This window comes from Vibrio sp. MOR3, assembly GCF_001557775.1.
GTDB classification, from domain to species: Bacteria; Pseudomonadota; Gammaproteobacteria; order Enterobacterales; family Vibrionaceae; genus Vibrio; species Vibrio jasicida.
This window is the reverse complement of the sequence record NZ_LNRD01000014.1, coordinates 115,842-138,725: the sequence shown is the minus strand read 5'-3', so window position 1 is coordinate 138,725 and position 22,884 is coordinate 115,842. Positions and strand designations below refer to the sequence as shown.

Genomic DNA, 22,884 nt, shown 5'->3' with positions numbered 1-22,884 from the left:
AACGCTGAGCGGTCATCGCTGATACGTTTGTGTTTACATTCACTGCCATGGTGATTTCTCCAATTGATTTTCCGATGTAGCGGTTTCCGACGTCTCGGAAAACCAAGTAGTTCTCTCAAAGTTACTTTTATTAACGGCGCATGCCCTGTTTTCTTTAGAAAAATTTTTAGATTTTTTTGAAAATAATTCGTTTGGAGGGGTAATCGTGACGAAGCGGATAAAAAAGCAAAAAAACTTTCATTTTTCGCTAAAGCTTCTTTTCGAATTGTCGATACAGGCTGATTTTGCGTTGAATTCGTATGGGTCGAACCATTAACCAAGCAGCGTCAAGGCAAGATTTGGCGCTTGTTTTGCTTGTGCCAGAATAGAAGTACTGACCTGTTGTAAGATCTGCTGCTTCACCATTTGCGTGGTTTCTTTGGCGTAATCCGTATCTTGAATGCGGCTGTTCGAAGCCGCTAGGTTTTCGTGGATGTTATCCAGATTATTGATCGCGTGATTAAAGCGGTTTTGATACGCACCTAACTCAGCACGATGGCTATCAACGTACTTCATCGCAGTATCTAGGACGGCCACGGCTTGTTGCGCACCACCGACTGACGTAATGTCGATGTTATCAACCGCATCGTAACCTTTTAGCTGCAACCCAAGTTCACTCGCTAAATCACCTGAAAACGATAAAGTGCCTGAAGTTTCTTCTCCAGCCATAAATAGCTGTAACTGACCTTCTTCATTCACAGATGCCGTGACTTTGTCAGTTTGACCATTGATATAGGTCGCAAGCTCTTCGATATCGTCGCCAGCTTTGGCATTAATTTGAATGGTTTCCGTTTCACCAAAACGATTAGTAAATGACATGCTAAGATCATTCGCGCCATCTTTTACTTGCCAATCAGAGCTTGCGCGTCCGTTTGCAATGTAGCTAAAGCCACCCATATCAATGCCATCACTACGCATCGACTTTAATTCAACTTGCACTGCTTCACCTGACGCTGCGCCAATTTGAAATGCCGACTTACCAAAGCTGCCATTGAGCAGTTTACGCCCACCAAAAGAAGTAGTTTCCGCAATGCGGTTTAGCTCATCGTTAAGTGCAGAGACTTCCTCTTGCAACGCAGTGCGTTCCGCTTTGCTATTTGAGCCATTGGCTGACTGGAGCGACAAATCACGCATGCGCTGCATGATGTTAGTCACCTCATTCATCGCGCCTTCCGCAGTTTGCATGATGGAAATGCCATCGTTCGCGTTGCGCACGGCAACATCTAAACCACGCATTTGCGATTGTAAGCGGTTGGAGATTTGCAGACCCGCAGCGTCATCCTTCGCGCTATTAATACGCTTCCCTGAAGACAAACGCTCCATGGATTGGTTCAGCATGTCGGTTGCACTGGTCAAATGACGCTGTGCGACAAGTGCTGCCACATTGGTATTAACGGTGATCGCCACAAATATTGGTCCTGAAATTAAGGCTTTGGATACTTATCGACCAAATTAAAGAAACGTTTAGTGTTTTTTTGGAAAAGAGATGGAGATGGAGAAGTAAAATAGCGGTTCGTAGTGTGGACAAGTCAGCGTAAACAATGAGCTTACGCTGACTGTGTAGGGCTAGAGTGCTTCAGCCGGCTTGGCAGATTTACGCGTAAGGTCTTTTGGCGTCTCTTGCGTCGTAATATGGTCGTATTTCTCGGTCAGATGATCCTGAATTTTTTGGTGGTAAGCACCGTTGAGTTTGTAGAAGCGGAAGTACACAACCAAAGCGATAGCGAAGAAGAACGCAGGCAAACCAACCATGATGCATTGCATGCCAAACACGGTTTCAGGGCTTTGCTCCATGTTCGGTACATAATCCACTGCGGTAAGTGCGATACCAATAAAGAAAGCCGCAAAAGCTGAACCTGCTTTCACCACCAGCGTTTGTACTGAGTAAGCAATACTTTCGCAGCGAGATCCCAGTTTGTACTCACCATAGTCCACTGTATCCGCCACCATAATGACGTTGAGTACCCAAAATAGCGCCGTACCGATTTGCAATAACACGCCTGCGGTAGAAATCAGCAGAATGCTTTGTTTGTCGTACATGCCTACGTAGATAAGAACTGCACTGCCTAAGATTGGGAAGCTCGATGCGCACGCCCATAAAACTCGACGTGAGAACATTTGCGCCAATTTAGGGAACAACACCAGTGTAATTAGGTTCGCAATACCAGCATAAGCCATGTAGTAAGGGAAAAGTTCCTCATTTCCGACCACATAGGTGAAGTAGTAAACCGCAAAGGCTGTAATGATGTTGGTAGCGAGGTTGTATGACAGTGCCATACAAAGCACACTCGTTAGCTGGTCATTTTTGTAGATAAGAGAAAGGAGCTTCTTCAGTGAGACTTTTTCTTCAGGCTTCGTCACGTCAAGGTTGCTGGTTGAGTAACGCTCTTTCACGTTACGTAACGTGACGTAAGTGGATACGAGGAAACAACCGACAAGCAAAATGGCAAACACTTGGAAACCAAACCCTTTGTCGTCGCCACCAACATAATTCACAAACGGCATAGCAATAGCAGCGGTAACAATCCATGCAAGGCTGGCAAAAAATCGTGGATAAGGAACCAACTCTTCACGTTCACGTTTATCCAATGTTAATGTCGGAACCAGTGACCAAAAAGGAATGTCCATCAAGGTGTAAGTCATGCCCCATAAGATGTAAGTAACCGCGGCGTAAGCGATCAGCCATGGCCCTTCTATGTGATGCGCACTAAACAGCATGATTAACACAACTGAGTTGGTGAGCGTGCCGACTAAGATCCAAGGTTTAAACTTACCCCAACGAGAGCGGGTGTTATTCACGATCCAGCCCATAATCGGATCGTTCACAGCATCCCAAATACGCGCGATTAAGAAGATGGTCCCCACCGCAGCAGCCGAGAGGCCAACAACGTCGGTGTAATAGAACATCAGATACATGTAAACGATGGTGATAGCGAAGTCTTTACCAAATGCGCCAAAGCCGTAGCTTAGCTTGGTATTCATAGAGATACTCATTTGTTACTCCTTACGCCCCCTCATCGAGAAGGCGCAGTATATTCACGTTATTGTCGTTTTTATTGATATTGGTTTTGTGAGTCTGGATTTACTGATGCACCCACGCTGGCAACCAACCTTCGTGTGCTTCTATCAAGTCATCAACAAGGGCATAAATCTCTTCGAGTCCAAGCACTGCTGCAGTATGAGGATCAAGCATAGCGGCATGGTAAATGCGGTCACGGTTTTCCGTGAGGATGGCTTCTGTCAGCAGCGTTTGAACATTAATGTTGGTCTGCATTAATGCCGCTAAGTGATTTGGTAAGCGTCCTGCTTTGATAGGTTGAATGCCGTTTGCGTCCACCAAACAAGCCACTTCCACACAACAACCTTGCGGTAAGTTGTCAATCAACGCTTCGTTCTTCACGTTGCCGTAGATAACACTTGGTGTGCCTGTCCAAATCGAGTTCATGATGGTACTCGCGTATTCATGTGACTCTTTGACGGTGATTTGATCCGCGTTTTTGAAGTCTTCGAGGTCTTTTTTCCAGTCTGCAATTTGTTCTACACAACGTTTAGGATATTCATCAAGTGGCACTTTATAACGTTCAATCAAATCTGGGCGATTTGGCTTAATGAAATATGGCGTGTATTCAGAAAAATGTTCTGAAGATTCCGTTACGAAGTAGCCCAACTTCTTAAACATCTCGTAGCGGACTAGGTTGGTGCAGCGACCATTGTGGTGCAAACCCGGCTTCGGCGCTTTGCCCAATTCAAATGCCTTAAGCAGTTCAGGATAAATGTCGACATACTCCCCCTGCTCGTTTTTCTTTTCGAGCGTCAGGTAGTAAGCCATGTGGTTAATGCCTGCACAGGTGTAACGAAGGTCTGAGTATTGGATATCAAGGTCGCGAGCCAGCTCTTCCGCCGTCCCTTGCACGGAATGGCACAAACCCACTTGTTTGATATGAGGGTATTTCTCGTACATCGCCCAAGTGTTCATCGCCATTGGGTTAACGTAGTTAAGCATGGTAGCGTTTGGACAGATCGCCGTCATGTCCTCGCATACGCTCCAAAGGTGCGGAATGGTGCGAAGTGAGCGCATGATGCCGCCTGGGCCTAATGTATCCGCAATAGTTTGCTCTAAACCATGACGCTTACAGACTTCAAAATCCGTCACGGTACATGGTTCATAACCGCCAATTTGGAACGCAATAACCACGAAGTCTGCGCCTTGCAATGCCTCTTTCTGGTTTAAGTGGCAAGTGATCGTGCCCGTTGCTCCGGATGACTCCATTAACTTGCTTACAACGAGATGTGACTCTTCTAAACGGAGTTCATCGATATCCATCAAGGCAATTTGCGCCCCTTTGAACGCTGGCTTGTGGAACACATCGCCAAGAATGTTTTTCACAAAAATCGTCGAACCCGCACCGATAAATGTGATTTTAGGGCTTTTCATAGTTGAATCCTTTTTGCTTTCATACTTTTGTTTCGATGCATTTAAGTTACACCTGTCGCAAGGCCGAATTCGTCTCAGATAAACCAATCACTCTCCCGTTTCCTAATATTTAAAATCAACCAATAAAAATTCTTAGGAAATGGGATATTTTTGTGTAAATCACGGATAAAAAAGGTGGGAAGATACACTGAGGCTTGCTAGCACGGCGATTTAAGTCACATAACCAAAATCTTATAAAACAGAGTAATCGGTGTTTTTGAAGCTGTTCTGAGTTTTGTTTCAACAGATTTAGTACAAAGAACTTATACAGTTTCCTAAGAGGTGGGCGATGGCGAAGGTAGAGTCCAAGGCAGAGTTAGATACATTGAAAGTCGTGATTCAAGATAAGTATTCTTCCGAAACGGTTTCTGTAAGCCCACTTTCGCTGTACTCATCCTATGAAAAAATCGATATCGAGCTTAGGCCGCCCCACTCTATGCCGGGTTATCACTGGCATGGACAAGTAGAGGTGAACATTCCTTTTGGAGATGACGTCGAGTACATCATTAATGGCAGCCCTGTGATTGTGAAAGCTGGTTCAATCGGTCTGTTTTGGGCTTCTGTCCCGCATCGACTAACGAACCCAGGGCATAGCCATAACATGGGAATCATCAATATCCCTATTCATCACTTTATGTCGTGGACGTTAAATCGGGACTTAGTTAATCAAATCACCCATGGTTGCGTATTGCAGTCGAGTTCAAACTCACTAGTCAGTGAATTTGAGCTAGCTCGTTGGGCCGAGGAAATGACCCATCCTTCAGAGAGTCGCCAGCAATTGGCAATAGATGAAATAGGACTCATGTTAAAAAGGATGAGCCTAGATGGCTGGGAACAACTGATCGTTAATCGACAAGAGAAATCGACGAAAAAAGGCGTATCTAAACATTCGCAGTTTTACGTCAGTCAAATGCTGGAATACATTGCCACCCATCATAACCAGCCGATCACGATAAAAGATATTGCAGAACACATTGGATTGCACACCAATTATGTGATGAACGTGTTCCAACGAACCATGCAGATGACCATCAAGCAATACATCACGGCCATGCGAATTAACCACGCCAGAGCACTGTTGAGTGATACTGACCGGACAATTTTAGATATCGCTTTAACGGTAGGCTTTAATTCTAGCAGCCGATTTTATGAGACTTTTCAGAATTATATTGGTGTAACGCCAACGCAATATCGCAAGAAGTCACGCGAAGATCATCGCTGGAGCAGTCACAGTACCAGCCCACTTTACGAACTAGAGAAAGGCGCCATTGATGGCAAAAGACCACTGACAGTCAGTTAGTCTTATCAGGCAAGAATGAGGGGAAACAAAAAGGCAGATCACTCTGCCTTTTTAATCATTGGAAGGGTAGCGAAGAATTACTTAATCGCCAATTCCGCTAGCATTTCTTGTGAAGGAGCGAAGAAGTACGCACCTGTTACCGCTTTAGTGAAGCGAAGCAGTTGGTCAGTCTTACCATCTGTCACACCGTACATGCTCTCAAGCATCACTTTGATATTGTGGATAGTGTTGCAGTAAGAGATGAACAACAGACCGTGTGCGCCCGTTACTGTGCCGTATGGCAAGCTGTGACGAACGATCTTAAGGCCTTTGCCTTCTTCTTTGATGTCCACACGACCTACGTGAGAAGCAGCAGGAACATCTTCTAGCTCGATAGAATCTGGTTTAGTACGGCCAATCACTTTCTCTTGTGCAGACACGTTCAAACGGTTCCATGCAGGAAGGTTGTGCTCAAAGCGTTGAACCATCACGTAACTACCACCAGCGAAAGCACCGTCTTTGATCAACGCTACGTCAGCACGTGCATCGCCTTTCGGGTTTTCAGTGCCGTCGACGAAATCTGTCATGTCACGAGCATCTAGGTAACGGTAACCGTATGTCTCATCAACCACTGTCACGTCTTCTGCTGTGTCTACTAAGAACTTACGTAGAACGTAGAAGTGCAAATCATGACGCGTTGAGTGGCAGTGGATCAGAACATCTACGTCCGACGCAGGCGCTACGATGTCGCCTTCACCCAATTGAGGGAAGTCAATCAACTCTTCTGGCATTTGCATGTTTAGGTGCTGCCAAAAAGATTTGGTGAATGCGATAGAAAGGGTTAGATCTGCACCTGGTTGGCTCGCATTGAGCTCTTTTACTAGCTCAGGAAGCGCTTTCAGTTTCGCCAACACGTTTTCACGGTTTTGGTTCACTTTCAACTGAGTGTAAAGTGCAAATGGACTTGCTTCAGGCACAATCGCAGTTTGAGCTTGTGACATTGAGATTTCCTCTATACATTGCCCCTTGCGGGAGCTTTGTTTTAATTTTTTGCTGGCTGTTCTTCTTTGTGCTCAACTTGTGGCACGTTGAAACAGTCTTTTACCCATCTTCCATTAAGAAGATAGATCATAAACCAAGTTAACAAGGTAATTGTAAGCGCGTTCGCCCAATTGAAAACACCATGTTCGAGATAGACATGATACATGGTCTGCGCCAGTTGAATACCGCACAAGATCAAAGTCATCGCACGACCATGCTGAGTAATTTGATTCACCCAACCTCTGTCAGGATGACGCAAGCCCATCAACCACATCAATAGCAGGCTTGGAATACCCATCGATAGCCCGAGGTATAACGTATTAGAGTCAGGGTAAACAATCGATAGTATCTTGCTACCGCTGTCTCTACTCACTCCTGCCATGGCAAACACCACCCAAGAGCGCGCTAGGAACATCCATCCTAGCCATAACATAATTGGCGCTTTCAAAAATCCATGAGCGTCGTACTGATCGAATGAGTAACGCACAATATCGTCTTCTTAGTTTCATAAAAATGCCACTTTAACCGATCGCTTCAGAGTTGCAACACCGCAAACATGAGAACTAAAGTTCATTTCGTCATCTTACGCAGGTAAACTAAGGTTAGATTTACAGCGACGTCGAAAAAATATGAAAAAGAAAAACACAACAGCACCCGTTCCTTCCCAAGAAACCCAAACTGAAGCGATGAAAATTGCGAAAGCTACACAGAAGCCAGGCCAAACCAAAGAGCAAACCAGGTTGGTCGCTCAAGGCATCGAAAAAGGCATTGCTCAGTACAAGAAGCAACAGAAAGAACGCAATCGACAAGCCGATAAAGCGAAGAAAAAACAGCAAAGAGAAAAGCAGCGCCAACATGAAGATACTGCTGAGCAAGAAATGGGAATGGTTCAAGAGCCAGCAACCAAACCAACCATCTTGCCGTGGGCGTTACTTGTTCTTAGTTGGATTGGTTTTGCCGCCTATATCGTAATGGGGAGATAACATGTTTCGTTATGTGATGACAGGAAGCATCGCACTGGCTTTGATGGGATGCTCAACGCCTTCGACTTTGTCTTCTATACCAAGTGACAGTGTTCAAATTCGCATTGATAGCCAATTTAACCCACAACATTGTGAATACCTAGGTGAGGTAACAGGCAGTGAGGGGCACTGGTATAGTTACTTGTTCTACACTAATGACGCAATGATGCAGGGCGCAATGCATGACCTAAAAAACAAGGCATCTGCCATAGGCGCGGACACGGTGTTTATGATCTCCCCTCAAGACTTTGTCACTTCATTTAGCGTGCTAGGTGTTGCCTACCGCTGCCAGTAGGTCTATTTCGAATGTAAAAAAAGCCAGCTATTGCTGGCTTATGCACGAAATCCAAGACTGCTAGCGATATCTCCTTCCCGCTCAAGAACCCATTGAACATCAAAAGGCCCCCAATCTGAAAGTTGGTAATAGCCGTCATTATGACGTCGGCCATCTTGAACGAAGATAAGCTCGATGCCGATCCCCGGTAATGCCTTGAGTACATCTTGAATAGTACGACGAGGCCACCCCGTTCTTTCGATCAATTTTGGTACATTTGGCCTTTCTAGGTTTTCCACCAACAAGGCCAAATATAGCCGCCTTGCAAAAACAGGACTCAATTCCATTGACACCTCCTAAAATTGTGCTGATTCATTATTTCTTTTTTGCCCAGAGAGATGTTGCGTTTGATCAATAACTCGACTTTTCCGTGCTATTTAGCCGAGTTTTTTATCAATCTGGCTGCCATTTGGTGGTGGATTGAGCTACTAACTCAAACGAAACAGAGCAAAGTTACGCGAAATATTGTCTGCATCATTTTGTCAGTTTGGTTGCTTCTTGATAGGATGATTAAACAGCCAAAAATAACGCTACATCGGCCATTCATAACGCAAACTGATGAGTAAAAAACAAAAAGAAAAGGAATTAATATGACGATCACCATGTTCGGCATCCCAAACTGCGACACAATTAAAAAAGCCAAAAAGTGGCTAGAAGCAGAAAACGTAGCATTTGATTTCCACGATTACCGTAAACAAGGTATCGACGCGGCAATGGTTACTGAATTTTGTAACGCCTTGGGATGGGAACAAGTCCTCAACAAACGCGGCACGACTTTCCGCCAACTGACTCAAGAACAGAAAGATTCACTAAACGCAGAGAACGCGATTGCTCTATTGGTGGAAAACCCAGCAATGATTAAGCGTCCAATCTTGAAAGTGCAAGATCAACTTCATATCGGTTTCAAAGCAGACCAATACGCGACCATTTTTAACTCTTAATGTAAGGAATACTCAAGGATGACAGACAGTCCAGTACTGGCACTCGCTAAAGACCTGATCAGCCGCCAGTCCGTAACGCCTGAAGATGCAGGCTGTCAGGATGTAATGATCGAACGCCTAAAAGCACTAGGTTTTGAAATCGAAGTGATGGTGTTTGAAGACACCACAAACTTCTGGGCTCGACGTGGTACAGAAGCGCCACTGTTTGCTTTTGCCGGTCACACCGATGTGGTGCCTGCGGGCAAGCTAGAGCAATGGGACACCCACCCATTTGAACCAACCATTATCGATGGTTACTTACATGGTCGCGGTGCGGCAGATATGAAAGGCTCATTGGCTTGCATGGTGGTAGCGGTAGAACGTTTTATCGCAGAAAACCCAAACCATAAAGGCTCTATTGGCTTTTTGATCACTTCTGACGAAGAAGGCCCATTCATTAACGGCACCGTTCGCGTGGTTGAAACCCTAATGGCACGCGGTGAGAACATCGATATGTGTATCGTAGGCGAACCTTCAAGTACAGAAGTCGTTGGCGATGTGGTGAAAAATGGTCGTCGTGGATCGATCACTGGTGACCTAACGGTAAACGGGACACAAGGTCATGTTGCCTACCCTCACCTAGCAAACAATCCCGTTCACCAGTCTCTAATGGCGATTCACGAACTCGCGACAACCGAATGGGACCAAGGTAACGACTACTTCCCTCCAACCAGTTTCCAGATCCCGAACGTTTCAGCAGGTACCGGTGCATCTAACGTCATTCCTGGCGAGTTCAATGTTCAGTTCAACCTGCGTTTTAGCACTGAGCTCAACAATGAAGTGATCGTTCAACGCATCACTGAGACGCTGGATAAGCACGAGCTAGACTACGATCTAAAGTGGACATTCAACGGCGACCCGTTCTTAACTGACACTGGCGCATTGCTAGAGGCAGTGGTAGCAGCAGTTGATGAAGTAAACAGCACTAAGCCAGCGCTTCTGACGACAGGCGGTACATCTGATGGTCGCTTCATCGCCCGCATGGGTGGTCAGGTGGTTGAACTTGGCCCTGTTAATGCGACGATTCATAAAGTGAACGAGTGCGTGAAAGTGGACGATCTAGAAAAGTTGACTGACATGTACGAGAACACGTTAAAGCATCTGTTAGCAAAATAGCGCCTACGTGTGTAGCAAGTAGTATTTAACGAGAACACCATGACACCAGAGCAACTTACCGGAATCACAGACTCACACCTGCAATCCACTTTAGTGGGTCAAAAAGCCTTTATGCTTCACCCAGAGGTCGTAGATGATTTGTTGCAGATGATTGATGCGGCACACAAAGCGGGCTTTAAGATGGAAATTGCCAGCGGCTTTCGCGATTTCAACCGCCAAAAAGCGATCTGGAACGGTAAGTTTGCCGGTGACTTAACCATCTTAGATTCTCACTCCCAGCCTCTAGACAAGGCGGAACTCAGTGATGAAGAAAAGCTGATGGCCATTCTTCGTTGGTCTGCCCTACCGGGCGGAAGCCGACATCATTGGGGTTGTGATTTTGATGTCTACGCGCGTAACTTGCTACCGTCAGATACACAATTGCAGTTAGAGCCGTGGGAATACTTAGAAGGTCACCAGTTACCTTTCTATCAATGGTTATCAGCCAATTTAGAGCACTTTGGTTTCTTCTTCCCTTATCAGCAAGATCTGGGGGGCGTTGCCATTGAACCCTGGCACATCAGCCATCGCTTTGTAGGGCAGCAATGCCTAACTCATTTGACGCCCGAAGTTCTGAGAAATCAGCTAACTGAGCAAAATCAGATCGATAACATTGCAGGGATTGACGTCATATTGAATAATTTGGATAAGGTCGTTACCAAATTCATTCACAATATCACGCCGCCGGAGGCTCTATGATCGAACTATTAACCAACCCTTGGGTCATTATCATCATAGTGGTCAGCATCGTGGTGGGGAATATTGCTGCGCTCAAGTACACCGCAAAAATGAAGTTTGGTCAGATGGATAAAGGTCGTAAGAACGATTTAGATAAGCTGAACGAGTTGGATAAAGAACGCTACGGCGAAAATGGTGAGAAGAAAGACGACTCTCGTTAATATCTCATTTGAGCTTACTCTGAACTCAAACCAAAGTACTGAGTATTCCCAAGAAAACAAGCACTAAAAAGGGACCAAGAAGGTCCCTTTTGTTTATCCGTGTCTAACTATTTAACTGCCTTAAGCAATTAATCTTTCACAGCCGCAGCCAAGACTGGCACAAGTGACTCCAAGAATTCTTCTTCTACTGGCTTACCAGAAGAGTCAGCAATGTTGATTGAAGTACGGTTGCCTAAATCACCCAATAGGAAAGTGTACTTACCTGGGGCTAGGTCAACCGGCTTCACACCGATATCATTCCAGAATTCATCATCTGGAGATGCGTACTTCGCGGTCACCGTACCTTGAGATTGGCTTCGTTCTTCAATCTTGAAGCCCATCTCAGGTAGCATATCTGGTAAACTATTCCAAACGACATCGTACTGAGCACGAGCGATGATCACTGGTAGACCGCTGCGATCTTTACCCATTGTGATAGGGATATGTTTCACTAGCTCTTGCGCCTTAAGCTGTGCTTCTTCACGAACGTGTTGATCATAACGCGCCGTTACCAAGTTAGTCATGAGCACGTTGTAACGCTCACGGTTAGTACGTGTCACTTCTTTCACTTGGTTGCCTTCGCGCCAGTCAATCAAGCTAACCTTAAAGCCATGACGACCGTTCATCTCACCACGAGTAATTTCGTAGCGGCTGCCGATTTCCATCTCTTCATCTGGTGAGTTCCAAGTGACCCAACCGGTTTCAATGCGGTTGTCAGTTTGGCTTTCTACAGGAATCTTGTTCTCAGAAACCATCTCTTGAACCGTTCGCCAAACTTTATCCAATTCATCCTTGCGAAGCAGCCATAGTGTCACTTCACCGTCGCTGCTACGATCAAGACGAGCGCCAGGAATCAGTTCCAGTACTTGTTGAGGTGGGCGAATATCCACGTTTTTACCAATACCACCGCTGTAGTTTCCTTGAGGAATGCGGTAGTTAGGGTAAAACTGAGGAACAGCACCTGCGGGTACACTCCACTCTTCCAGAGATGGGGTGTTCAAATACTCGAAGTCGTCTTTTGCTTGACGACGTTGGTTGGCACCGCCTGAACAGGCAGTCAATACGAATACAGCTAGTGAGCTTAACACTAACTGGCTTGAAAGCTTCATTTATACTCCTAAAACACTGAGGGCGTACTTGCCCCCAGCATGAACTTCAATCCTAGTCACTCAATCTTAATAAATGCGGGCGTCTGTTAACGCTTGTTCCACAACTGGCTGAGATTTTTCAGAAAGCTCGACAAGAGGAAGACGTAAACCACCTTCTTCAATCAAACCAAGCTTATGTGCTGCCCATTTTACTGGGATTGGGCTTGATTCAACGAACAGATTTTTGTGCAGTGTCATCAAACGTTGGTTGATAACTTCTGCTTCTTCGTACTTATCTTCACTTGCCAAATGGAACATGTCAGCCATGTCTTTAGCCGCAATATTGTTCGTTACCGAGATAACGCCGTGACCGCCAAGTTTAACAAATTCTAGGCCAGTCGCATCATCACCACTTAGTAAGATAAAATCTTCGCCACAAAGTTCACGGTGAAGTGCAATTCGGCTTAAATCACCGGTTGCGTCTTTTAATGCCACGATATTATCAAGCTTTGACAAACGTGCCACTGTCTCAGGCAATAAATCTACTGCAGTACGACCTGGTACATTGTACAAAATTAGAGGTACATCACTCGCTTCAGCAATAGCTTTGTAATGTTGGAACAAACCTTCTTGTGTTGGTTTGTTGTAGTAAGGCGTCACACTCAGGTAACCAGAGATACCAGAATCCGCTAATAATTTGCTAAACGTAACTGCTTCGTGGGTTGCATTTGCGCCCGTACCAGCAATCACTGGGATACGACCGTCCGCAAACTCAACGATTTTATTAACGACCTTTACATGCTCTTCAATGGTCAGAGTCGCAGACTCACCTGTCGTGCCTACTGCCACAATACCGTCGGTACCTGCTTCTACATGGTACTCAACAAGCTTTTGCAGACCATCAAAGTCTACTTCACCATCTGGCTTAAATGGTGTAATCAGCGCTACGATACTTCCTGAAAACATGTTTATCTCCCTCAATTTACTCTTTCTGCATGGTACTGTAATGCGATTGACAAACACAAGAGCGTAAACTCGCTTACAAAGTACAAATGAATGAATAATTACCAGTTGTTAGAGGTCTCGCAACTAAATTGTGAATTTTGTTCTCAATTCCAGCCATTCTGATAATCGTATTGTCTTGTGGCAAGCCATTACCCAACTCAGCTTGCCATCTTAAATTAGCCGCGGAATATACTCTTTCACCTTTAAGCTCAAGTCAGCACTGAGTGAATTAATAGAGTGCTCAACAACCAAAGTGTTCACATAATCAACAAAGCGTTTCCATGAGTTTAAAAAAAGAACTGACTCGACATTTCTCTGTTGTATCTGTGCTAACATCTCTCTATTGAAAGAAAGGACAAGAAGCTCATTTATGAAGCAACATCTGGTACTTACAGCGGTTGGAACGGATCGTCCGGGCATATGTAACCAAGTGGTTAGGCTCGTCACTCTTGCTGGCTGTAACATTGTCGATAGCCGTATCGCTATCTTTGGTAATGAATTTACCCTCATTATGCTACTTACTGGGAATGCCAGTAATGTCACCCGTGTTGAGACACAATTGCCACTGCTTGGGCAAGAACATGACCTTATTACCATCATGAAGCGAACGTCGGCGCACGAGTTGCTCGACAACAGCTACACCATGGAAGTGTTTATTGAATCTGAGGACCGCATCGGTCTTACGGAAAAATTCACTCAGTTCTTCGCTGATAAACAGATTGGCCTACATTCTCTTAGTGCGCAAACCATCAGTAAATCAAAAATTCAGCTCGATGCAGATCAATTCCACATCGCAATCACTGCATCAGTGAGTGCAGACTGTAACCTGATGCAACTGCAAGAAGAATTCGATGAACTTTGTCATACGCTCAACGTACAAGGTTCTCTGAATTTCATTAAAAACACACTATAAGTAAAGGAAATAATAATGAATACGCTGACAGCAGGCTCGCCAGCGCCAGCCTTCTCTTTGCTCGACCAAGATGGCAACACCGTTTCTTTAGGTGATTTTAAAGGTAAAAAAGTTCTGTTTTACTTCTACCCTAAGGCGATGACGCCGGGTTGTACGACCCAGGCAAAAGGTCTGCGTGATGTAAAAGCAGCGCTAGATGAACACAACGTTGTCGTTTTAGGCGTAAGTATCGACCCAGTAAAACGCCTTGGTAAATTCATCGAGCGTGATGAGCTAAACTTCACGCTACTTTCAGACGAAGATCATGCAGTTGCAGACCAATTCGGCGTTTGGGGCGAGAAGAAGTTCATGGGCAAAGTGTACGATGGCCTTCATCGCATCAGCTTCCTAATCAACGAAGAAGGCGTGATTGAGCACGTGTTCAACAAGTTCAAAACCAAAGATCACCACGAAGTGGTTGTGAACTACTTGAAGGAAAACGCGTAAGCTTAGCTTTCATCCAAATACCAAAAAGCCCAGCAATCGCTGGGCTTTTTATTGCAATCAGTTTCTATTCTTGTATCGGTTCGGCTTCTTCCGAGCTTGGCAGCGCGTTCCATACTGCTTTCACCAACGTCGCCAATGGAATAGCAAAGAATACGCCCCAGAAGCCCCACAATCCACCAAACACCAATACTGCGACAATGATAGCCACTGGGTGAAGGTTGACTGCCTCTGAAAACAATACTGGTACTAATACGTTGCCATCTAGTGCTTGAATAATACCGTAAGCAACAAGTAACCAGTAAAACTGAGGCGATAAGCCCCATTGGAACAAACCAACAATCGCCACAGGTACTGTCACCGCTGCCGCACCGATATAGGGGATCAGAACGGATAAGCCCACGGCAACCGCAAGCAGCGCTGAGTAACGTAAATCAAGAATCGCGAAGGTTACGTAGCTCACGCCACCAACGATAAGAATTTCAAGCACTTTACCGCGAATATAATTCGAGATCTGCTCGTTCATCTCATGCCAAACTTTGTTCGCCAACTTACGGTTTTTAGGCAGAATACCGCTTGCCATGCGTAGCATTTCTTCTTTGTCTTTCAGTAGAAAGAACACCAACAGAGGAACAAGAATCAGATAAACCGCTAACGTAGCCAAACTGACGAGTGACGCCAACGAACCTTTCACCACACTTTCACCTAAGCCTATTGCTTGGTTTTTCGCATTGGTTACCAAGGTTTCCACGATTTGTAAGTTCGCCAGTTCTGGATAACGCTGTGGTAAAGTAGCAATGAACTTTTGCAGACCAGCATACATGTTCGGAATGTCGTTGATTAGGTTGCCGACCTGAGTCCAGATGGTTGGCACTAAACCAAACACCGCAATCAGCATCAAGCCAATGAAAATCAAAATCACCGTAATGACAGAAAAAGTACGTGGAATCCCCAAGCGACACATTTGCGTCACTGGCCACTCGAGTAAATATGCTAGAACGATGGCAACTAACAACGGTGCAATCAAATGCCCGAAGAAATAAATGGTGATAAAGCCGAACAGCAAGATCGCTACGAGGCTCACGGCGTGTGGGTCTGAAAAGCGTCGCTTATACCAACGACTTACCATCTCAAGCATCTTATGATGATTCCTTATTGAAGACTGTCAAAATGAAGTGTTCTGACGTGGATTCGCAATCCACTGTATAGCCTTGATTTTGCAAATACTTCACAATGTCTTGTTTAGAGCTCTTGTCTACAACTTGAATAACAAGCTGTTGAAACTGCGATGTTTCTCCTTGAAACACTTCAGCTGCGTGACGCTTAGCAAGTAACAGTGCCATAGGGCAGCGTTGATCACGCAAATCAAGTAACATGGATTCCATTGTATTGCTCTGCAACTATGATAGGGTTGTATTGTAACGGCTTTTTGAGCTGGTGCTAGTGATTTAAGCGTAGACGACAAAGACTTCTAAATTAACAATTTGAAGTTATGTGTATGACAATTAACGAAACCAATTCGTTTATTTTCGGTCTTATAGCTAGCATATTCATCCGACACGGATGACCATAAAGCCTGTGCTGACGTTGAAAGGAATTCATCTCTCAAGCACAGACTCGGTATTTTGGAGAATCTTTAAACCGTATGTTAAAACGCACTCGCTCGCTAGTTTGTTTATGCCTTGCTGCTGCATTGAGTACACCAACACCTATTTACGCCAATAGCCTTGATCTCCCTGATATTGGTACGGCAGCTGGAGGCACTCTGACGATAGATCAGGAGTTGATTTACGGTGACGCCTACATGCGTATGCTCAGAGCCAGCAGCCCTATTGTTAGCGATCCCGTCATCAATGAATACATTGACACACTTGGACACCGTTTGGTCGCCAATGCGAATGACGTAAAAACTCCGTTCCACTTCTTTATGATCCGTGACCGCAACATCAACGCATTCGCCTTCTTTGGTGGTTACGTTGCCCTGCACTCGGGTCTATTTTTGCACGCTCGTACTGAAAGTGAGCTTGCCTCTGTTGTGGCGCACGAAATTGCCCACGTTACACAGCGTCACCTTGCGCGAAGCATGGAAGAACAAGCTCGTCGCTCGCCAGCTACGATGGCGGCACTAGCTGGTGCGCTGTTGCTTGCTATTGCCTCTCCAGAAGCGGGGATGGCAGCAGTGACGGCGGCAACAGCTGGTAATATGCAGAGCCAAATCAACTACACTCGCTCAAACGAGAAAGAAGCCGACCGTTTTGGTATTGCGACCTTGGCAAAAGCTGGGTTTGAAGCTCAAGCAATGCCTCGCTTTTTTGGTCGTCTTGCGGACGAATACCGTTACGCAAGTAAGCCCCCCCCAATGCTTTTGACTCACCCATTACCAGAAGACCGTATTACCGACAGCCGAGCACGTGCTAGAGCGTATCCACCATTGCGAATTCAACCATCTATCGATTACCACCTGACACGCGCTCGCATTGTAGCCCGCTATGCAGGCATTGATGGGCAAGCAGCGATGGGGTGGTTTGAACGAACACAGAAAAAAGCGTCACCAGAAATTGTCCCGTCTTTTGATTACGGTCGCGCGCTGGTGCATTTAGATAATAAGCGTCTCGATAAGGCTGAACCGTTGTTGAAAAAACTGCTTCAACAAGACCCAGCGAATCCATTTTATCTTGATGCCATGACAGATCTGTACATCGAGCAGAAACAGCCGCAAAAAGCCGTAGATATGCTAAGTCGTGCCTTAAAGCGCAATCCACAAAACAAAGTGCTGACCATCAACTATGCCAACGCTTTGTTAGAAGCGAATAAGAATGAAGAAGCCGTACGTATTCTTCAACGTTACACGCACGATAACCCAGAAGACACTAATGGTTGGCACCTTCTATCAAAAGGTAACCACGCACTGGGTCGCAATGACGAAGAACTTGCCGCTCGCGCGGAAATTTTAGCGCTGCGAGCAGGATGGAATAAAGCCATTCAATATTATTCTGAAGCAAGTAAAATTGCAGATCTGGGCAGCTTGAAACAAGCACGATACGACGCTCGTATCGACCAGTTAATGATCCAAAGAGATCGATTCATGGCATTACAATAACGAAATGGAGAAAACCATGTCAGTCGTGATTTATCACAATCCTCGTTGCTCAAAGAGCCGTCAAACACTGGAACTGCTAGAGCAAAATGGTGTGACACCCGAAGTGGTTAAATACCTAGATACACCGCTTAACGTGGAGCAACTCAAAGCACTTTACACTCAACTTGGGTTCTCTTCAGTTCGCGAAATGATGCGTACAAAAGAAGACATCTACAAAGAGCTTGCTCTAGGTGAAGCGTCAGTGACAGACGAGCAATTGTTCGAAGCAATGGAAAAAAATCCAAAGCTTTTTGAGCGCCCTGTTGTTGTTGCAAACGGCAAAGCAAAAATTGGTCGCCCGCCAGAGCAAGTATTGGACATTCTATAAATGGATTGCCAGGTTCTCATTTTGTATTTCAGCCGTCATGGCTCTACAAAACAGCTGGCAAGACAGATAGCAAGGGGAGTCGAGTCGACTCCTCATTGTGAAGCGATTTTGCGTACAGTTGAAGAATTGTCACCTCACTCACAGCCTCCTTCTGATCCAATTGTTACTCTAGAAGAGTTGAAAAAGTGCGACGGTCTTGCGTTTGGCAGCCCAGTTTGGTTTGGCAACATGGCCGCACCACTCAAACACTTTTGGGATCAAACCACACCTTTGTGGGTAAACGGTGACCTTATCGATAAACCTGCTTGTGTGTTTACCTCATCATCTTCTATGCATGGTGGCCAAGAAACCACGTTACAGAGCATGATGACACCACTGCTGCATCACGGCATGATGGTGTTGGGAATCCCCTATTCAGAGCCAGAACTGCACACCACCCAATCAGGTGGCACACCATATGGCGCAAGCAGTGTAGGACAAGAACCAAGTCTTACGGCAGAAGAGATTCGTCTCGCACAGCAATTAGGAAAACGACTGGCAGCGACAGCACAAAAGCTGAAAGGCAGTCAGTAAGCTCAAGGATAAGTAAATCGATGACTGACTCTATCGACCAACCACCTCTCAGCAAGCAAACTCAAACCTATCGTTATATGGCGCTGTTTGGCAATTTAGCGCTACTGGCTTGGGTCGCCATTTGGCAACTGGCCTTATCGCCTCACCCACACCTGAGCAGTACCACATTAGCCATTGCTTGGTGTGTTCCGTTACTGCTCCCATTACCGGGAATTTTAGCGGGTAAGCCATACACCCACGCGTGGGCAAACTTTGTGCTGATGCTGTACTTCTTACACGGTTTGACCATTTTATACGTCGATGATGGTGAACGCTGGCTTGCCGTTGTCGAGTTACTACTCACATCACTGGGCTTCTTGGGTAACATCTTGTTTGCACGAGCGAGAGGTAAAGAGCTAGGGTTGAAATTAAAACGCCTTTCTCAAGTTGAAAAGGAAGAGAAAGCCAAATTCAACAAGTAGTCTCGTGAAGTTTCAAAATCAAAAAAAGAGTCGCACTAGGCGACTCTTTTTATTTGTTTGAAACCCCAATCAAGACCGTCGATTAACCAACATCTTCTGGATTTTCTACCGTATCTTTTTCTAGCACAGGCGCAATTTCAGAATCCGCATCCAGCTCTGGCTCAACTTGTGCACGAACCGGAGCTTTCCACTTGTAAATAAGGTCATATTGCTCTGGAGCTGGCTGAGCAACAACAGGCTGTTTCGCTTCTACTGCGCTCTGCTCTGCCGTCAACTCTTGAACCACAGCACCACTCTCTGTAGCTTGGCCTTGCTCTGTATCAGCAGGAAGTTGCGCTGGTTGCGCTGGCGCTTCTGGAAGTTGTACCGCCGCCGGTTCTAAACCCGCCATTGGATCTTCGGTGACTTCCAATGGACGAATAGAGGAAGCTTCTTGTTCAAACGCTTGTTGAGAAGCAAGGAGGTGAATAGTCAATGTCACAGCATTGCCTTGTACACGCTTGATCTCGGTGCTCGCCACTGAGTTTAGCTTAGTTAGGGAATCCTCTAGGTTGAAGAAATCCATTGCTGATTCAACATCAACCACTTTTACATCGATCTCTTCTGAAGATTTGCTCGAGACAACAACCGCGCTTTTCTTCGCATAATAATCAGCGATACCACCAATCACCGCCGGAATCGCATTCGCACCAGAGGCAGAGCCACTACGTGGCGATTGCTTAGACTCAGACAATTGTGTTGGCGCTTGGTCATACAAAGTCCAACGGATCTTGTCACCTTGTACGCGTACAACCAAAACGGCATCCACAGGGTAACGTTGGCTTGCTTGGCTGATTGGGTCAACAAAGCCGCCCCACAAATCAGACACGTTCACACCGGTAACATCATCAAAGTCACCCACAGGCATCGTGATAGGTAAACCTCGTGACTGTGCCGCATCACGCAACGCTGCAACACTTGAAGAATCAGAATGCTCCCAAGTGATAGTACGGTCGTAACCTTGTTCTTCCACTAACCAAACAAGAATGTTGGCACGACTTGCTGACCACGTTGGCAACTGTGCTTGCGTCAACAAAGAACGGATTTGGCCACTATTGAACAGCATCTTCAAACTGCTTTGACCATCAAGTTGGCCGTAACCAAGTTGAGAAATATAGCGAGAACTTGAACCCACTGCTTTCTTAATTACTGGGTTGCTAAGGGAAGATTCGCTGCCTGTTGCACGCACAATCACATCTTGCATACCTTGTTGACGGGCGAGTTCTTCGCCGTCTTTTTGCTCACTGTCGATCGCCACTTCGGCACGATAGATATCCACCTGAGTTAATGCATAAACTGGCAGAGACAACCAACCTATCAATAAGAGAGCTAAATAGCGCATAGTTTTCATAATCCTCTGTACAAGAACACGCATCATAAGCAACTATCAAACGGTGAGCAAGAAGAGTACTGAGTGAATTGTCTGTATTCTGACCAAGTTAAAACCCACCATGAAAACAAACTATTCGTCTCTGCTATAAATCCATACAAAAGTTTGATCTAGGCAACATTGCAATCGATTGCCAGATGGTAATATTCGCCGGATTTGTCTGCGTATCTCTGAATAGGAAATAATTATGAAAAACGCGTTACAAGGCGCTCAGATGCTCTTTGTCGCTTTTGGTGCTCTCGTGCTGGTACCACTTCTTACTGGCCTAGACCCAAACGTTGCTCTGTTTGGTGCTGGTGTCGGTACTCTTCTTTTCCAACTGATTACTAAACGTTCTGTCCCTATCTTCCTTGCCTCTTCTTTTGCGTTTATTGCTCCTATTATGTTCGGTATCCAGACTTGGGGTATCGGTGCAACCATGGGTGGCTTGATGGCTGCTGGTTTAGTGTACGTTGGTCTTGGTGCGATGATCAAAGTACGCGGCGTTGGCTTTATTCATAAAATTCTGCCACCTGTGGTTGTCGGCCCAGTCATCATGGTGATAGGTCTTGGCCTCGCTCCTACCGCGGTCAACATGGCAGTAGGTAAATCGGGAGACGGCGCGATTCAATTAGTGAATGGCGATGCGGCGGTGATCATCTCAGCGGTATCACTTTTAACGACTATTACACTAAGCGTGTTCGCGAAAGGCTTCCTAAAGTTGGTTCCTATCGTCGGCGGTATTTTGGCAGGCTACACAGTATCCCTGTTCTACGGTGTGGTTGATTTCACACCGGTTGCTCAAGCAGCTTGGCTTGCAATGCCAAACTTCACTGCACCAGAATTCAACATCAACGCCATCTTGTTCATGATCCCAGTAGCGATTGCCCCGGCGGTTGAACACGTGGGTGACATGCTTGCTATCTCAAACGTAACGGGCAAAAACTACCTGAAGAAACCAGGCCTGCACCGTACTATCGCCGGTGACGGGGTGGCAACAATTGCAGCTTCTATGGTTGGCGCACCACCAAATACCACGTACAGCGAAGTAACAGGAGCGGTAATGCTAACGAAAGCGTTCAACCCTGTAATCATGACATGGGCAGCGGTTACTGCCATCGTACTTGCGCTGGTAGGTAAGCTAGGTGCGATTCTACAAACCATTCCAGTTCCAGTAATGGGCGGTATCATGATTCTACTGTTTGGTTCTATCGCAACCGTTGGCCTAAACACACTGATTAAGAACAACGTTGACCTGCACAAATCACGTAACCTAGTGATCGTAGCGGTAACCCTAGTATTTGGTATCGGCGGCATGGCTTTCGGTATTGGCGAGTTCAGCCTACAAGGTGTAAGCCTATGTGGTATCGTTGCAATCATTCTTAACCTAGTGCTACCACACGACCTTGGTGAAAACCACGTGGTAGATAATGCACAGATGGAAGAAGACAACGCGAAGTAAGTATGGTGGCGGCTTGATTTAAGTCGCCCTTCCTGATCTCGTAGCTCGCTTCTAAATAGCAGAGACAAAAAAGGCTTGGTTTTCACCAAGCCTTTATTTTTTTGAAATTCAGTAAAGCAATAATGCTTATTGAGTACCGAAGATCTTGTCACCTGCATCACCAAGACCAGGAACAATGTAACCTTTGTCGTTTAGCTTCTCATCGATTGCCGCTGTGTATAGCTCAACATCTGGGTGCGCTTTTTCTAGCGCTTCGATACCTTCAGGAGCCGCTACAAGAACAAGAATCTTGATTGCCTGACAACCTTTCTCTTTTAGAAGATCGATTGTTGCGATCATAGAGCCACCAGTTGCAAGCATTGGGTCAACAACTAGAGCGATACGCTCATCGATGTTTGAAGCAAGCTTGTTGAAGTATGGCACTGGCTCAAGTGTTTCTTCATCACGGTAGATACCTACAACACTGATACGTGCGCTTGGCATGTGCTCAAGAACGCCGTCCATCATACCTAGACCTGCACGCAGGATTGGCACTACTGTTACTTTCTTACCCTTGATTTGGTCAACTTCTACAGGACCATTCCAACCTTCAATGGTTACTTTCTCTGTTTCAAAGTCTGCAGTCGCTTCGTAAGTAAGTAGGCTACCGACTTCTGTCGCTAACTCACGAAAACGCTTCGTGCTGATGTCACCTTCTCGCATTAGACCGATTTTGTGTTTCACTAGAGGGTGTTTAACTTCAACAACTTTCATTTCCATCTC

The 22,884-nt window shown here is 45.7% G+C and carries 26 protein-coding genes; 14 read left to right on the top strand and 12 right to left on the bottom strand.

Annotated features, from left to right (window positions below; translation table 11 throughout):
- Positions 1 to 312: 312 nt before the first annotated feature.
- From ATB76_RS21870 to ATB76_RS21860, 3 genes are all read right to left on the bottom strand, one after another.
- A complete protein-coding gene (locus tag ATB76_RS21870; protein ID WP_038891846.1) occupies positions 313 to 1,446 on the bottom strand; it encodes a flagellin in 1,134 nt (377 codons plus the stop codon).
- Between the two features lie 159 nt (positions 1,447 to 1,605).
- Entirely contained in the window at positions 1,606 to 3,033 is a 1,428-nt protein-coding gene (melB, locus tag ATB76_RS21865; protein ID WP_061036117.1) for a melibiose:sodium transporter MelB, read from the bottom strand.
- Positions 3,034 to 3,121: 88 nt separating this feature from the next.
- Positions 3,122 to 4,474 carry an alpha-glucosidase/alpha-galactosidase gene (locus ATB76_RS21860; protein WP_061036116.1) on the bottom strand — a complete coding sequence of 451 codons (1,353 nt, stop codon included), beginning with the start codon at positions 4,472 to 4,474 and terminating at the stop codon, positions 3,122 to 3,124.
- A gap of 328 nt (positions 4,475 to 4,802) precedes the next feature.
- Between ATB76_RS21860 and melR the strand changes: the two genes are divergently transcribed.
- Entirely contained in the window at positions 4,803 to 5,813 is a 1,011-nt protein-coding gene (melR, locus tag ATB76_RS21855) for a transcriptional regulator MelR (RefSeq protein ID WP_061036115.1), read from the top strand.
- 77 nt (positions 5,814 to 5,890) lie between these two features.
- Here the strand turns inward: melR and ATB76_RS21850 are convergent, their stop codons facing one another.
- Both ATB76_RS21850 and ATB76_RS21845 read right to left on the bottom strand, forming a co-directional pair.
- Positions 5,891 to 6,793, bottom strand: a complete 903-nt coding sequence (locus ATB76_RS21850; protein WP_061036114.1) for a Dyp-type peroxidase — start codon at positions 6,791 to 6,793, stop codon at positions 5,891 to 5,893.
- A gap of 41 nt (positions 6,794 to 6,834) precedes the next feature.
- Positions 6,835 to 7,320, bottom strand: a complete 486-nt coding sequence (locus ATB76_RS21845) for a DUF2919 domain-containing protein (protein ID WP_061036113.1) — start codon at positions 7,318 to 7,320, stop codon at positions 6,835 to 6,837.
- A gap of 142 nt (positions 7,321 to 7,462) precedes the next feature.
- On the opposite strand from ATB76_RS21845, the gene ATB76_RS21840 reads away from it, so the two are divergent.
- Positions 7,463 to 7,816: a DUF2956 domain-containing protein gene (locus tag ATB76_RS21840; protein WP_038879205.1), complete on the top strand. Its 354-nt coding sequence runs from the start codon at positions 7,463 to 7,465 to the stop codon at positions 7,814 to 7,816.
- A 1-nt stretch (position 7,817) separates the two neighbouring features.
- On the top strand, positions 7,818 to 8,150 hold the full coding sequence (locus tag ATB76_RS21835; protein ID WP_038864781.1) for a DUF4156 domain-containing protein: 333 nt from the start codon (positions 7,818 to 7,820) through the stop codon (positions 8,148 to 8,150).
- Positions 8,151 to 8,188: 38 nt separating this feature from the next.
- Here ATB76_RS21835 and ATB76_RS21830 read toward each other — a convergent pair whose 3' ends face one another.
- Positions 8,189 to 8,476, bottom strand: a complete 288-nt coding sequence (locus tag ATB76_RS21830; protein WP_038864778.1) for a helix-turn-helix domain-containing protein — start codon at positions 8,474 to 8,476, stop codon at positions 8,189 to 8,191.
- Positions 8,477 to 8,779: 303 nt separating this feature from the next.
- On the opposite strand from ATB76_RS21830, the gene ATB76_RS21825 reads away from it, so the two are divergent.
- Genes ATB76_RS21825 through ATB76_RS21810 form a run of 4 tightly spaced genes read left to right on the top strand, consistent with a single transcriptional unit; the run spans position 8,780 to position 11,223 of the window.
- Entirely contained in the window at positions 8,780 to 9,130 is a 351-nt protein-coding gene (locus ATB76_RS21825; RefSeq protein WP_038879202.1) for an ArsC family reductase, read from the top strand.
- Between the two features lie 18 nt (positions 9,131 to 9,148).
- On the top strand, positions 9,149 to 10,285 hold the full coding sequence (dapE, locus tag ATB76_RS21820; protein ID WP_061036112.1) for a succinyl-diaminopimelate desuccinylase: 1,137 nt from the start codon (positions 9,149 to 9,151) through the stop codon (positions 10,283 to 10,285).
- A gap of 39 nt (positions 10,286 to 10,324) precedes the next feature.
- Positions 10,325 to 11,023: a M15 family metallopeptidase gene (locus tag ATB76_RS21815; protein ID WP_061036111.1), complete on the top strand. Its 699-nt coding sequence runs from the start codon at positions 10,325 to 10,327 to the stop codon at positions 11,021 to 11,023.
- The gene (locus ATB76_RS21810) at positions 11,020 to 11,223 is read left to right on the top strand and encodes a DUF2897 family protein (protein ID WP_033005406.1); all 204 of its coding nucleotides are present in this window, start codon (positions 11,020 to 11,022) and stop codon (positions 11,221 to 11,223) included. The genes ATB76_RS21815 and ATB76_RS21810 overlap by 4 nt, the downstream gene beginning before the upstream one ends.
- A gap of 128 nt (positions 11,224 to 11,351) precedes the next feature.
- Here the strand turns inward: ATB76_RS21810 and bamC are convergent, their stop codons facing one another.
- Positions 11,352 to 12,371 (bottom strand): outer membrane protein assembly factor BamC, encoded by a 1,020-nt coding sequence (gene bamC, locus ATB76_RS21805; RefSeq protein ID WP_061036110.1) that lies wholly within the window; start codon positions 12,369 to 12,371, stop codon positions 11,352 to 11,354.
- A 66-nt stretch (positions 12,372 to 12,437) separates the two neighbouring features.
- A complete protein-coding gene (dapA, locus tag ATB76_RS21800; RefSeq protein ID WP_038864767.1) occupies positions 12,438 to 13,316 on the bottom strand; it encodes a 4-hydroxy-tetrahydrodipicolinate synthase in 879 nt (292 codons plus the stop codon).
- A 409-nt stretch (positions 13,317 to 13,725) separates the two neighbouring features.
- Between dapA and ATB76_RS21795 the strand changes: the two genes are divergently transcribed.
- Together ATB76_RS21795 and bcp are read left to right on the top strand one after the other, a co-directional pair.
- Positions 13,726 to 14,268, top strand: coding sequence for a glycine cleavage system protein R (locus tag ATB76_RS21795; RefSeq protein ID WP_038864765.1), 543 nt, complete (start codon positions 13,726 to 13,728; stop codon positions 14,266 to 14,268).
- Between the two features lie 15 nt (positions 14,269 to 14,283).
- Positions 14,284 to 14,754, top strand: coding sequence for a thioredoxin-dependent thiol peroxidase (gene bcp, locus ATB76_RS21790; RefSeq protein WP_038864763.1), 471 nt, complete (start codon positions 14,284 to 14,286; stop codon positions 14,752 to 14,754).
- 64 nt (positions 14,755 to 14,818) lie between these two features.
- On the opposite strand, the gene ATB76_RS21785 is transcribed toward bcp, so the two are convergent.
- Complete coding sequence (locus tag ATB76_RS21785) at positions 14,819 to 15,889, bottom strand: AI-2E family transporter (RefSeq protein ID WP_038864761.1); 1,071 nt, start codon at positions 15,887 to 15,889, stop codon at positions 14,819 to 14,821.
- A 1-nt stretch (position 15,890) separates the two neighbouring features.
- Positions 15,891 to 16,127, bottom strand: coding sequence for a sulfurtransferase TusA family protein (locus tag ATB76_RS21780; protein WP_038864760.1), 237 nt, complete (start codon positions 16,125 to 16,127; stop codon positions 15,891 to 15,893).
- A gap of 269 nt (positions 16,128 to 16,396) precedes the next feature.
- Here ATB76_RS21780 and ATB76_RS21775 point away from each other — a divergent pair, with 269 nt between their 5' ends.
- The 4 genes from ATB76_RS21775 to ATB76_RS21760 are packed head-to-tail and all read left to right on the top strand — an operon-like array spanning position 16,397 to position 19,252.
- Entirely contained in the window at positions 16,397 to 17,851 is a 1,455-nt protein-coding gene (locus ATB76_RS21775) for a M48 family metallopeptidase (RefSeq protein ID WP_038864759.1), read from the top strand.
- Between the two features lie 16 nt (positions 17,852 to 17,867).
- Positions 17,868 to 18,218, top strand: a complete 351-nt coding sequence (arsC, locus tag ATB76_RS21770) for an arsenate reductase (glutaredoxin) (protein ID WP_038864758.1) — start codon at positions 17,868 to 17,870, stop codon at positions 18,216 to 18,218.
- On the top strand, positions 18,219 to 18,791 hold the full coding sequence (wrbA, locus tag ATB76_RS21765; protein WP_038864757.1) for an NAD(P)H:quinone oxidoreductase: 573 nt from the start codon (positions 18,219 to 18,221) through the stop codon (positions 18,789 to 18,791).
- Between the two features lie 20 nt (positions 18,792 to 18,811).
- Positions 18,812 to 19,252: a DUF2069 domain-containing protein gene (locus ATB76_RS21760; protein ID WP_038864756.1), complete on the top strand. Its 441-nt coding sequence runs from the start codon at positions 18,812 to 18,814 to the stop codon at positions 19,250 to 19,252.
- Between the two features lie 82 nt (positions 19,253 to 19,334).
- On the opposite strand, the gene ATB76_RS21755 is transcribed toward ATB76_RS21760, so the two are convergent.
- Positions 19,335 to 20,633, bottom strand: a complete 1,299-nt coding sequence (locus ATB76_RS21755) for a DUF2066 domain-containing protein (protein ID WP_061036120.1) — start codon at positions 20,631 to 20,633, stop codon at positions 19,335 to 19,337.
- Between the two features lie 235 nt (positions 20,634 to 20,868).
- On the opposite strand from ATB76_RS21755, the gene ATB76_RS21750 reads away from it, so the two are divergent.
- Entirely contained in the window at positions 20,869 to 22,122 is a 1,254-nt protein-coding gene (locus ATB76_RS21750) for a uracil-xanthine permease family protein (protein WP_038879185.1), read from the top strand.
- Between the two features lie 126 nt (positions 22,123 to 22,248).
- On the opposite strand, the gene upp is transcribed toward ATB76_RS21750, so the two are convergent.
- Positions 22,249 to 22,875: a uracil phosphoribosyltransferase gene (upp, locus tag ATB76_RS21745; protein ID WP_005533963.1), complete on the bottom strand. Its 627-nt coding sequence runs from the start codon at positions 22,873 to 22,875 to the stop codon at positions 22,249 to 22,251.
- Positions 22,876 to 22,884 lie beyond the last annotated feature (9 nt).

Excerpts from the sequence above, each read along its gene's own strand:
- melB (WP_061036117.1), bottom strand. The coding sequence starts at position 3,033 with ATGAGTATCTCTATGAATACCAAGCTAAGCTACGGCTTTGGCGCATTT.
- ATB76_RS21860 (WP_061036116.1), bottom strand. The coding sequence starts at position 4,474 with ATGAAAAGCCCTAAAATCACATTTATCGGTGCGGGTTCGACGATTTTT.
- melR (WP_061036115.1), top strand. The coding sequence starts at position 4,803 with ATGGCGAAGGTAGAGTCCAAGGCAGAGTTAGATACATTGAAAGTCGTG.
- ATB76_RS21850 (WP_061036114.1), bottom strand. The coding sequence starts at position 6,793 with ATGTCACAAGCTCAAACTGCGATTGTGCCTGAAGCAAGTCCATTTGCA.
- ATB76_RS21840 (WP_038879205.1), top strand. The coding sequence starts at position 7,463 with ATGAAAAAGAAAAACACAACAGCACCCGTTCCTTCCCAAGAAACCCAA.
- ATB76_RS21835 (WP_038864781.1), top strand. The coding sequence starts at position 7,818 with ATGTTTCGTTATGTGATGACAGGAAGCATCGCACTGGCTTTGATGGGA.
- ATB76_RS21830 (WP_038864778.1), bottom strand. The coding sequence starts at position 8,476 with ATGGAATTGAGTCCTGTTTTTGCAAGGCGGCTATATTTGGCCTTGTTG.
- ATB76_RS21825 (WP_038879202.1), top strand. The coding sequence starts at position 8,780 with ATGACGATCACCATGTTCGGCATCCCAAACTGCGACACAATTAAAAAA.
- dapE (WP_061036112.1), top strand. The coding sequence starts at position 9,149 with ATGACAGACAGTCCAGTACTGGCACTCGCTAAAGACCTGATCAGCCGC.
- ATB76_RS21815 (WP_061036111.1), top strand. The coding sequence starts at position 10,325 with ATGACACCAGAGCAACTTACCGGAATCACAGACTCACACCTGCAATCC.
- ATB76_RS21810 (WP_033005406.1), top strand. The coding sequence starts at position 11,020 with ATGATCGAACTATTAACCAACCCTTGGGTCATTATCATCATAGTGGTC.
- bamC (WP_061036110.1), bottom strand. The coding sequence starts at position 12,371 with ATGAAGCTTTCAAGCCAGTTAGTGTTAAGCTCACTAGCTGTATTCGTA.
- dapA (WP_038864767.1), bottom strand. The coding sequence starts at position 13,316 with ATGTTTTCAGGAAGTATCGTAGCGCTGATTACACCATTTAAGCCAGAT.
- ATB76_RS21795 (WP_038864765.1), top strand. The coding sequence starts at position 13,726 with ATGAAGCAACATCTGGTACTTACAGCGGTTGGAACGGATCGTCCGGGC.
- bcp (WP_038864763.1), top strand. The coding sequence starts at position 14,284 with ATGAATACGCTGACAGCAGGCTCGCCAGCGCCAGCCTTCTCTTTGCTC.
- ATB76_RS21785 (WP_038864761.1), bottom strand. The coding sequence starts at position 15,889 with ATGCTTGAGATGGTAAGTCGTTGGTATAAGCGACGCTTTTCAGACCCA.
- ATB76_RS21780 (WP_038864760.1), bottom strand. The coding sequence starts at position 16,127 with ATGTTACTTGATTTGCGTGATCAACGCTGCCCTATGGCACTGTTACTT.
- ATB76_RS21775 (WP_038864759.1), top strand. The coding sequence starts at position 16,397 with ATGTTAAAACGCACTCGCTCGCTAGTTTGTTTATGCCTTGCTGCTGCA.
- arsC (WP_038864758.1), top strand. The coding sequence starts at position 17,868 with ATGTCAGTCGTGATTTATCACAATCCTCGTTGCTCAAAGAGCCGTCAA.
- wrbA (WP_038864757.1), top strand. The coding sequence starts at position 18,219 with ATGGATTGCCAGGTTCTCATTTTGTATTTCAGCCGTCATGGCTCTACA.
- ATB76_RS21760 (WP_038864756.1), top strand. The coding sequence starts at position 18,812 with ATGACTGACTCTATCGACCAACCACCTCTCAGCAAGCAAACTCAAACC.
- ATB76_RS21755 (WP_061036120.1), bottom strand. The coding sequence starts at position 20,633 with ATGCGCTATTTAGCTCTCTTATTGATAGGTTGGTTGTCTCTGCCAGTT.
- ATB76_RS21750 (WP_038879185.1), top strand. The coding sequence starts at position 20,869 with ATGAAAAACGCGTTACAAGGCGCTCAGATGCTCTTTGTCGCTTTTGGT.
- upp (WP_005533963.1), bottom strand. The coding sequence starts at position 22,875 with ATGAAAGTTGTTGAAGTTAAACACCCTCTAGTGAAACACAAAATCGGT.